This window comes from Bacillus sp. AFS088145 (assembly GCF_002564465.1).
In the GTDB taxonomy this organism is placed as follows: Bacteria; Bacillota; Bacilli; order Bacillales; family Bacillaceae_G; genus Gottfriedia.
Map to the genome: position 1 here is coordinate 1 of NZ_NUUX01000057.1, position 10,826 is coordinate 10,826.

The window sequence follows — 10,826 nt, forward strand, 5'->3', positions numbered from 1 at the left end:
TTTAATATAAATATTTAATAATTTAATTAAAAGATAAATTTTTATAAATAATTTTTAATTTTTGTTTAAAAAATTAAATATATAGTGTATGATATGATTAAATAAAAGAAAGGAGAACAGTATGTCGTATCCTTTACTCACAAATTGTCCTGTTTGCAGCAAGGCACTTAAAATTACTAAACTACATTGTAATCATTGTCAGACAACGATTGAAAATGAATTTGAAGTATCAAAATTAGCGGCTCTAGGCCAAGAACAACTTCATTTTATTGAGATTTTTCTTAAATGTCGTGGAAATATCAAAGAGGTTGAAAAGGAACTAGGAATTTCTTATCCGACCGTCAGAGGAAAATTAGATGAAATTATCTCTACTCTTGGATATTCCACTCAAAAGAAACCAGAAATAGATAAATCAAAAATTGTAACACTATTGGAAAAAGGCGAAATTACTGCCGAGAAAGCCATTCAATTATTAAAAGAGGGGGACTTATAATGAAAGACGAGATTTCAAGAATCTTAACGTTGATGGAAGAAGGAAAGATTGATAAAGATAAGGCAAGTGAATTAATTAATATTTTACAAGATAAAGATCAGCCGGAACGCGTATCTTTAAAAAAAGAAGCGTATGGAAATAAAATATTAAAGATTAGGGTCAACTCTGAAGTAGGAGATAATGTTAATGTTAATGTACCGATTAATCTTGTGAAGGCTGTTTTAAAAGTAGGTACAAATATTGCTGAAAAAATTCCTGAGGCAGAAAAATATGTAAAAGATATTAACGTTGATCTGCTAATCGAAGCAATCGAAAACGAAATGGTCGGACAAATCGTTGACATTACTTCATCAAACGGTGATAAAGTTTTTGTTGTGATTGAGTAGATTATGATAAAGGTCAAGGTAAAAATAGAAGGAAAGCGATACTCCATTCCTGTTCCTTATGCAATTTTAAATTTAGCAATTTTGATCATCACATCAAAATTGCTTAATCGTTTAATAAATAAAGCCATTAAAAAAAATGGTACTAAATTCAATTTCCCTGAAATTGATCGAAAGGATTTGAAGCCGTTACTACAGGGACTCTCAAAAAACAGTGGACTAATCCTTGTTGATACGAAATTAAAAGATGGAACAGAGGTGTTAGTAAAGCTATAAAGTTCCGTTTTTTAGACACTAATTTATATTTTTCTATTTTCCAAATCGTTTGATTTAAGTTAATATAATAATATTATGTAAACAAACGAAAATTATAAAAAACCCCTTTTTTTAAAAATGGGGTTTTTCTTGTTAATAATTTTCATCATCCCAAACATTACTAGCATTTTGAGTTCGATTCATCATTTTTGCTAAATAAAGTTCAGTCGTTTGAATGCTTTCGTGACCTAAACTTCGACTAACTTGATAAATGCTTGCACCTTTCTCAATTGAACGACATGCATAATGATGTCGGAAGAAGTGAGGACTAATATTGTTCGTTCGATTATGTTCTTTTACAAAAGGCAACTCAGAATCTTTTATCATTTCAATTACATATTTTGATAAATATTTAAACGAATAATGTTGATTGCGTTTATTTGGAAAGAATGGACTTGAATCTGTTTTTGAAATGAGATTTGATAGACCACGTCTACTCCTTAGTTTACATAAATCTACAAATACATGATTTAATAATTTAACTTCACGCTTTTTATTTCCTTTTCCAACAATTTCGAGCCAATAACCGTTTGAATCCTTTGTAACTTTACCCCAATTTGCCTCTGCTAGTTCCCTAATTCGCATGCCAGTTGTAGCTAATAATTTGATTATAGTCGTTTTTAAAATATTTCCACTATAAAAATTCAGTAACGCTTTAACTTCACTTTCTTCTAAATCACGATTTGGTAAATCATCTTTTGTAATTTTTGCATTCAATATTCGTGTATATAAAGGTACTTGAACATAATGACTATCAAATAAAAACTTAAAAAAACTTTTTAATATAACAAGTTTTCTTGAAAGAGTTGTAACACGATATTGTTGCTTGTTCGAACCGTATTGATAAGTAGATAGCCATTGTTGATATGAATCGATATGTCTTTGTTTTAAATTTTTGAAAAATGAAGTCTCTATATAAGATTCTACATCCTGACGCAAAAATTCTTCACTCTTCATCAAGTATCGAAAAAACTGCATTAACTCTCGTATATATTCCATCTTTGTACTATCTTTTCGTTGTTTCGACTTTTGAATATCTTTTCTTTGATGGACAAAGTAGTAGATCATATCTAAATCAGAAAAACCTTCATAGATCATACGATGATTTTTTTCATTTTCAAACTTTGTTTGTAGAAGAATAGGGAAGTATGTTTCATCTATTAAATACTCAATTATGTTGGATTCATTTAAATTCGTAGTTGGTAAATGCACTGAATTTGTAATAAGTAGGCTTGGTTTTACTAACATATGACTCACCTCATAATCTATTATACATAAATCATGCTATTTATAGTATTAATTGGAATATTTTTTCCATTTAAATAATTAACTTCAATAGTTTATCAATATTTAAATGCATTAAATGATTAAGGTAGAAAAATACACTATTATTCTACTTAAAACAAATTGCGTATAATTAATTATTTATAAATAAATAAATTTAATTGTATCTGTTTAATTGCTTTTTAACAATTTGTTGGAAATAATTATGATATAATAAATCTATAAAACAATGAAAAGGAAGAATTCAAATGTTAGAACAAGATCAAAAAATGAAAGAGATTGTTACAACAAATGAGGCTGTAGAACTGTTAGGGGTATCGAAACAAACGATTTACAATTATGTAAAGGCTGGGAAACTGAATCTAGTTTATGAGGATTGGCAAATAGATGGAACAATGAGGTTTTACCTAGAGGATCTTAATCAGTTAAAGTCCCAAACGGAAAAACCGGTAGGACTAACTGTTCTTGAAACAGCTAATTTATTAGGAGTATCGAAAGCAACAATCCATCAATATATAAAAGCTGGGAAAATTAACGCAAGTAAAGTAAATTTTAAAGGTAGACTAACTGTATTTATTCCAGAAGAAGAAATTGAAAATCTAAAATTCTCACAAAAAAATGCATCGAGAAAAAAATCTTTTTTTACAAAAGACTTAGAATTTTACTTATTCGGACTATATGAAATTCCAAACTCGAACGAAAAAGCACGAATCATCGAGCTTAATGAGACCACTGAAATCGTAGCAAAAACGAATATGGGAGAACTTTTAAACAAAGAAGAACTTACAAGCCGTGGTTTTAGAAAAGCTTATGAAATGAAAAAAGCCAGTCATAGTACGAAAAGAGGCATGATTTCATTTCAATTTCCAATACCTCAGTCAATTAGTGCCCCGATTTTTGGCATTATCGATTCATTTTATAAACACATTGGACATCAAAATATGAATCTTTATATAATGAATAACTCAATTAAGGTCGAAATAAAACCAATTAAACTACCATATCTTGATTCACAAATTGAACAAGATTTTGAAATTTTACAAAACTGTTTAATTGATGGTAAGCTTTCTACTAGACCAGGTTTTATTGTATTTACAAGTAATCAAGAACAACTAACTATTTTTGTGAAAGATTCAATAAAAGAAAAAATTAAACAAATTGCACTAGATCATCATACTGGAATTGAGGATATTACTGAGAAGCTTTTGCTTATAGGTTTAAAGGAATTTGAAAAAAACAACTCATTTAATGACTAAATTTATCCTCCAATTTCCGACAATGAGATGGGTACTTGTATTAGAAATCAAATCTCGATGCTTCTATTCAACTAGTTTAGATAATTCTGAAAATGGTGAAAAGGAGAATGAAAATGAAGTTTATCGATTTAAGAAGTGACACTGTAACAAATCCTACAGATGAAATGAGACAAGCCATGTTTTTAGCCGAAGTTGGCGATGATGTTTATGGGGATGATCCAACTGTACAAAAATTAGAAGTTCTAGCTGCTTCCATGGTTGGGAAAGAAGCAGCATTATTTGTACCAAGTGGAACATTTGGTAACCAGCTTGCTTTGTTTACACATTGTGATCGTGGTACTGAAGTCATTCTTGGGGAGGATTGTCATATATTTGAACATGAAGTAGGCGCTGCTTCAATTATTGCGGGAGTTCACTTAAGAACATTACAAACAATTCACGGCAAGATAGATATTAACCGAATTAAACATTCTATCCGACCTGATGACATCCATTTCCCAGAAACTTCATTAATCTGTTTAGAAAATGCCTATTCAAATGGATCTGTAGTTGATATCGACTATATGAAGCAAGTTTATAGCATAGCAAAGGATGCAAATATTCCTGTTCATTTAGATGGCGCAAGAATATTTAACGCTGCTACTTATTTAAAAACGGATGTTGAAGAATTATCTCAATATAGTGATTCGATAATGTTTTGTTTATCAAAAGGCCTTTGTGCTCCCGTAGGTTCAATACTTGCTGGAAGTAAAGAATTTATTGAAAAAGCGAAAAAGAAACGTAAATTACTAGGTGGAGGCTGGAGACAATCTGGATTTTTAGCAGCTGCAGGTATAATCGCATTAGAAAAAATGACGAAACGATTACATGAAGATCATGAAAATGCTCAATATTTAGCTAATAGACTAAGTGAAATCCCAGGAATTAATGTTGACACAACTCAACTTCATATCAATTTAGTATTCTTCCAAATGACTGATATGAGAAGAAGTCCCGAAGAAATTGAACAAATTTTTAAAAAGAACGGAATTATCACTTTTGCGCCAGAAGAAGACGGCATGATGCGTTTTGCTACACATTACTGGATAACGAAAAATGATATTGATAAAGTAATTGATGTGATGAAAACAATATAATTTTTTGGTGTGAAATTAAAAAGAAGAGGAAAATTCCTCTTTTTTATTTTGAGGATTTTTAGAGTAAATAGTAATTTAGTTCTTAGTCAAAGGAAACGCGACCTTTTAATTGAATATATTTAATAATCAAATTTAATATGAGAGGAGAATAATTTTGCTCCTAAATTCAATTCTTGGGGTAAGTATTATTTTGTGTTTAATAATTTTACTTAAATTAAAAATGTTAAATAAGAAAAATAAAATCACCTCAAATATATTTTATTTGATGTTAGTGCTGGTACTTTTTATTATTGCATGTGATTCTTACATTTTATATTTAGTCAATACTATTTGATTATTAAAATAGAAAATTAAATTTCCTTATATAACTAACACAGTGCGTTAGTAACTTAATCTTTGTACCATTTGAGGTGGAACTATGAATTTGAAAATAGATCTTGTAAAAAGAACGTTAAGCGATTTTTCTTTCATGGATGTTAGATTAATTACTGACGTTCATTTGAAAATATTTGAAGAAAATTTTGAAAAGAAGGCTGTACTTGATATTGAATTTGTAATTGAAAGCAATGATTTAAGATATAAAATTATGGTTAGATTTCATGATCCACAAAAAATCCAATTTGAATCTTATGGAACCTATCACCAAATTTCATTAGATATAAGAAATACTAACGAACGGTGATGGGAGAACGTAAAGCTTGAAGTGATTGACTATGAAGACAATGGATTTCATTTTAATTGTTCGAAAGCTGAAATTTTGGATATAAGAAAAACATCATATAGTATTTAACCTGGTCAATTGAATTTATGCAATTAAGGCAGTGCATTAGTTGAAGATCAAGAGTTACTTCGGTGACTCTTTTTTTGTTTAACTAAATAGCAGATCAGTTGAATAAGGTTTGTCTGATTTTATATGAAAAAATGTGAAATTACCCCAAATAAAAGTAGTGGATATACAATGTATAATAATTGTGTGCAAGTTACTGGAAGTTCAAAAAAACAAAAAATAAAGACTGGGATACACATCGTGAAAAATAAGAAACTTTTTCTCTCTCTTTTACTATTACTAGTAGTTGGAATCTCAATTTTTATTTATCAGTATCAAACGAATGCTGACACTGTAAAGGTAAGAATAGGACAATCTAAAAGGTTCACTAGGGGAGAAATAAATGCAGCTGTAAATACATTGAAATCAGGATTCGATATTGGAGGAAGCAGAATTACAGACATATGGTATTCAGAAAAAGAATCCAATGGAATGCTAGAAGATTATAAGCATTCTGCTGATGGGAGTTGGATAACTGATGTAAAAGAAGAAAATGTCATTGTGGTATTTTTTAACTTTAAAGCCATTTCTGACGGTAGTGGTTGGGAACCAGATACAAAGATAGATGGTTATTGTTGAATTCTGGTTAGAGATAGTAAAAAAGGAGAATGGAGAGTGAAATATAAAACAACAGTACCATATTAAACTAACTCATGCTTTAGTTGATGAACAAGAGTTACTTAGGTGAATCTGTAGATGAAGTTTTTCTATCTAAAGGATTAAAAAAAAGAAGAGGTAATTACTGCTTTGTTAATGAAGAAATTATCACTGTATTTGGTTTACAAAAATCTAGTTATCTAAACGGATATTATCTTAATTTAGGCTATGTAATTAAAGATTTGAACATTAAAGAAATGCCTAAATACACCGACGGGAATATTCGGCTTCGTTTCGAATTTAAAATTAATAGAAAGTTAACTGATCTTATCGACATTCAAAATGTGGAAAAAAACAATTAATAGAACAACTTGATAAACATATTAAACATTACATACTGAAAATAAATAGTATATTAGATTTACAAAAATTATTTAAAGAAAAACCTGAACTCTTATTTCAAACTACTCTTGAAACTAAACAGTTTCTTAATATTAATTAATGAATTCTTATTCAACTATCGAAACGCACTAGTTGTATAACGCGAGCTGCTAATATGCGGCTTTTTTTTATTGAACAAAATGGCAGTTTAGTTTCATAAGGATTATCTAAAATTTTTTTGAAAAAAGCCAAAAATCACCCAAATTACAGATGTCGTTATGAACTGTATAATTTACTTTAAAACAAAAGTTTAAAGGAGCCAGAATAATGATTGAAGATTTATATAAAAAATATCAATGTTCTAATTTAAGCATTAGAAAACATTCATTAAACGAAATAAACTCTATTTTGAAACAAAAATTCCAAGCTGTGAATATAGATAAAATGGATTATCAGGAATTGAAGAATGATTCTCATATTTATTTTGATGATATTTGTGCAGGTTATAGAATTACAGGGGATATTGTTACAAAGTTACAAATGGACGATGAAAAAGAGCTTACTGAAATGATATTTAATAATATCCTAAATGATGATGATCTAAGTGATGCGGACAAGCAAAAAGAGTATGATGATATAAAAACAGTATTAATATTTTTACAATCTAAAGATTTACAGTATCCAATGGATGATGCTTATTCAGTAGTTACTGGATATGTTCCATCTGTGGTATTTCATTATATTATGATTATTCTTGAGGGACATGCAATAGATGAAGATAAACATGACATACATAACTATGAATTCCAGGCATATTTAAAAGCTTTAAACGTTATAAGATACTTTGATAATGTACACGATTAAGAACAAACGCATTCTTTAGTTGAATATCACGAGTTGCTAGGAGCTCGTTTTTTTATTCAACATAATGGCAGGATAGTTTCTGATGTAACAGGGGTGGGATTTTTACCACCAGGACCTACTATCAACTTGTTGCCACCTGTTGATTCTGGGTGCGAATGTGAATGTCGTGAAAGACCAATTAGAGAATTGCTAGATACACTGATCGGTTCTACAGTGAATCTTTTAGCTGGTAATGGTTCTATTGCAGCAGGCTTTAACGTGGAGCAAACAGGTCTTGGTATAGTGTTAAGTACTTTACCAATAAGTCCAACTACAACCGTTAGATTTGCAATTTCAACTTGCAAAATTGTGGCTTTAAATATAAACCCACCTCCTACTGCGACATAGGTTCGTTTTTCTCTGAACAGGCTGTTAAATTGTCTTGAAAAAAAGCGATTCTTCAATTACAAAGATCGCTTTTTTTGCAGGTAGAGGTTAAAGTTTATGAAGTTAAGTTTCGATAAGGTTTTAATAAAGGTAAGGTATTCTTATAGAGCATTAGTTCAATAAGTAAAGTTAAATATCCTTTTTCTCTCTTTCAGAATCAACCTTGAAAAAAGTTCATTAGTGGAATGTTAGAGATACAATTTAATCATATTGAACGAACAAAAGTACGCTTTTTAAAAACGATTGAGTTAAATTCCCCCAAGTTTATGCCCAAACCAAATAACATATATCAACATACTATAGAGTCACGAATAATTCTGATGTAATCCGTTCATACATATCAATAAATAAAATACCACAACAACACTCCATTACAAGGGTTGAATAGGCTAATAAATTACATAGTAAAAGAACTATTATGAGGATAGTTGAAATAATTAATCGTATTGAACGAACAAAAGTACGTTTTTAAGAAAAAAACTAAATTGCGTAGATATTAATTCCCCCAAGTTTAAGAATAATTATCTTTTCGAAATGAGTGTATTTTTTTACTTATTTCACATATTCTATAGAATCCTGTAATACCTGGCGGATCTCGTATTACAGGAAACATCCCTCTTCACCTCTCCGGGTATGTTCAAAGAGGGATGTTTATTATTATATGCAAAACTAGATTACATACGTGACTTAAAGTAATAAAAAAAATATTACTTTTGATAATCGACATGAAGTACGAGCAAAAAAAGGCTTATTTATCGAGGAAAAGGGGTTTATTCGATATTGAAGGTCTTTTTTTCATTTTCTAGAAAAGTAGCTATGATACTCTATCATAACAGAAGAAGTAATGCATATTTTCGGTTTTTGTCTTGTTGAACTAACGCATGCATTAATTTTAGAACCAGAGTTACTTCGGTGACTCTTTTTTGTTTAACTAAACCAGCTAATAGTTGTCAATATTTTTCAATAAAAATCTTATAAAACACATGTTATACTAAAAATAGACATGCCAAATAGCCTTCCATTACCTTATTGGAAGGTTTTGTTATTACTTCATAATTTTGGTATTTAATTTAAATCAAGGAATGTTTCTTTCCTTTTTAACAGAGTATATATCCAATGTAATAATTTATTTACACAAGCAATTATTGCGACTTTTGCGGGTTTACCTTCTCCACGTTTTCTATCATAAAATTCTTTTAATCGTTTATTTCTGGAACTCCTAAATCCACAAAGGACTGCCATATATAGAACGTGACGGAGCCTAGTTGAACCTCTTTTGGTAATACGATTTATTGTGGCATTGAACTTACCAGACTGAAATACACTAGGATCAACTCCAGCGAAGGCTACTAATTTTTTGGATGATTAAACCGTTCTATTTCACCAATTTCAGAGAGTATCGTTGCACCGATTTTTTCTCCGATACCTGGAATAGACTGGATTATCTTATATTCTTCGATATCTTTAGTGAGAGTAGCTATTTGTTCCTCTAAGATAGATAGGTGCTCTTGATATTGAAGAAGCATTTGAATAAACATATTTAGACTGATTAAATGACTTTGGTAAATAATTTTATCAAACGGATTATTCATGGCAGCTTCTTTCAATTTAGCTGCTTTTTTTAATGCCCATTGGTAAGAACGTGTTTTACATAGTGAACGGATCTTCTCAGCTAAATTTACTTCACATTCTTTTAAAACTTTTTCAGAAGTGGGAAATTCATTTAATAGATTTAAAGATACTTTAGAAAATAAATCACCAAATACGCGTCTATATTCAGGAAATACTTGATCTAACATGGTGTGAAATTGTAGCTTTGCTTGGATATACATACCAGTTATCGCCTCATGTTGTCTCGTTAAATGGCGTAGGTTTAAGAGATTAATTCCTCGCTTTTTATAGGGCTCTAACTCTTCTTTATAAAACATTTTACAAAGATTATAGGCATCCATGGCATCAGTTTTTACTTTTCTTAAGCTTGTTTTTTTAGACTGATGGGATACTAAAGGATTAATCATAATATACAAGTAATTGTATTTCTCTAAGAATTGAATGACAGGTGCTTGATAATGTCCTGTGGCTTCTAGAATGATAGTAGGTTTAACTAATGTCTTGTTTTCTAAATCCTTTAAAAATTGTAGAAAGAAATTTAAGCCTTCGCTTGTGTGATAAATTTTGAAGCTTTTTCCGTAAGGAATACTCTTATTTAAAAAGGCTTGTACTTAACTTTCTCCTTTTGAAACATCCAGACCAACTACTGGATTCATTTACATCTCTCCTTAACTCTTTTTTTACCAGTAACCTCTAGCTCTTCTTATAGTTTCATAGCTTCGCTTGTTATTCGGGATCAAGTCCCAACCAGACTCAAACATGTTTCTATAAGTAGAGGGAGAACAGTTTAGCGGACGGGATCATGGTCCCACTGGCAGTTACGTTCTACCCTGGCTACTGTAATCATATAACCTATAAAAAATAGGTCAACCAGAAAATTCTGGCTAACCATATAATACGAAATGGCAGTTTAGTTGCATAAGAACAAAAGAGTTGTAAATGAAATTTAGTATCTGTTTATTGCCTCAAAAAGATTACTTATATTATTAGATTTTTAAAGTTTTAATTTATGTATGAATTGTAGATTAATCCAACTTTATAGTTATATTGCTTATTTTTCTAAACTATAAGAACCACTTTGTCCTATATTAATAAAATAATGTGAACATATATTATATAGGAGAGGTGTAAAATATGTCACAACAACGAAAGATTCCTAGTATTATATCGCTACCGATATGTCAACGATGTTATTGTAATCCGTGTAAATGTAAATGTCACAAATGTAATAGTAATCCATGTAAATGTAAATGT

10 protein-coding genes and 2 pseudogenes are annotated in these 10,826 nt (G+C 29.9%); 10 read left to right on the forward strand and 2 right to left on the reverse strand.

Translation table 11 applies throughout. From position 1 onward, the window contains the following. Positions 1–121 precede the first annotated feature (121 nt). Genes COI44_RS23300 through COI44_RS23310 form a run of 3 tightly spaced genes read left to right on the forward strand, consistent with a single transcriptional unit; the run spans position 122 to position 1,152 of the window. Entirely contained in the window at positions 122–493 is a 372-nt protein-coding gene (locus COI44_RS23300) for a DUF2089 domain-containing protein (protein ID WP_098430019.1), read from the forward strand. Next, a complete protein-coding gene (locus COI44_RS23305; RefSeq protein WP_098430020.1) occupies positions 493–879 on the forward strand; it encodes a hypothetical protein in 387 nt (128 codons plus the stop codon). Before COI44_RS23300 ends, COI44_RS23305 begins: the two co-directional genes overlap by 1 nt. A gap of 3 nt (positions 880–882) precedes the next feature. Beyond that, positions 883–1,152: a hypothetical protein gene (locus COI44_RS23310; protein WP_098430021.1), complete on the forward strand. Its 270-nt coding sequence runs from the start codon at positions 883–885 to the stop codon at positions 1,150–1,152. A gap of 132 nt (positions 1,153–1,284) precedes the next feature. Here the strand turns inward: COI44_RS23310 and COI44_RS23315 are convergent, their stop codons facing one another. Further along, the gene (locus tag COI44_RS23315) at positions 1,285–2,439 is read right to left on the reverse strand and encodes a tyrosine-type recombinase/integrase (RefSeq protein ID WP_098430022.1); all 1,155 of its coding nucleotides are present in this window, start codon (positions 2,437–2,439) and stop codon (positions 1,285–1,287) included. 284 nt (positions 2,440–2,723) lie between these two features. On the opposite strand from COI44_RS23315, the gene COI44_RS23320 reads away from it, so the two are divergent. The 7 genes and pseudogenes from COI44_RS23320 to COI44_RS23350 form a co-directional block, all read left to right on the forward strand. Next, complete coding sequence (locus COI44_RS23320; RefSeq protein WP_098430023.1) at positions 2,724–3,731, forward strand: helix-turn-helix domain-containing protein; 1,008 nt, start codon at positions 2,724–2,726, stop codon at positions 3,729–3,731. A 113-nt stretch (positions 3,732–3,844) separates the two neighbouring features. Next, positions 3,845–4,867 carry a low-specificity L-threonine aldolase gene (gene ltaE, locus COI44_RS23325; protein ID WP_098430024.1) on the forward strand — a complete coding sequence of 341 codons (1,023 nt, stop codon included), beginning with the start codon at positions 3,845–3,847 and terminating at the stop codon, positions 4,865–4,867. 418 nt (positions 4,868–5,285) lie between these two features. Beyond that, complete coding sequence (locus COI44_RS23330; protein WP_098430025.1) at positions 5,286–5,549, forward strand: hypothetical protein; 264 nt, start codon at positions 5,286–5,288, stop codon at positions 5,547–5,549. 345 nt (positions 5,550–5,894) lie between these two features. After that, complete coding sequence (locus COI44_RS23335; protein WP_142329304.1) at positions 5,895–6,272, forward strand: hypothetical protein; 378 nt, start codon at positions 5,895–5,897, stop codon at positions 6,270–6,272. An 86-nt stretch (positions 6,273–6,358) separates the two neighbouring features. Beyond that, positions 6,359–6,652, forward strand: coding sequence for a DUF4304 domain-containing protein (locus tag COI44_RS24900; protein ID WP_098430027.1), 294 nt, complete (start codon positions 6,359–6,361; stop codon positions 6,650–6,652). Between the two features lie 346 nt (positions 6,653–6,998). Continuing rightward, a complete protein-coding gene (locus COI44_RS23345) occupies positions 6,999–7,535 on the forward strand; it encodes a hypothetical protein (RefSeq protein ID WP_098430028.1) in 537 nt (178 codons plus the stop codon). A gap of 75 nt (positions 7,536–7,610) precedes the next feature. After that, positions 7,611–7,922: pseudogene (locus COI44_RS23350) on the forward strand (hypothetical protein); the annotation flags it as partial. A gap of 1,104 nt (positions 7,923–9,026) precedes the next feature. On the opposite strand, the pseudogene COI44_RS23355 reads toward COI44_RS23350, so the two are convergent. Then, positions 9,027–10,228, reverse strand: a pseudogene (locus COI44_RS23355) (IS110 family RNA-guided transposase). Between the last annotated feature and the right edge of the window lie 598 nt (positions 10,229–10,826).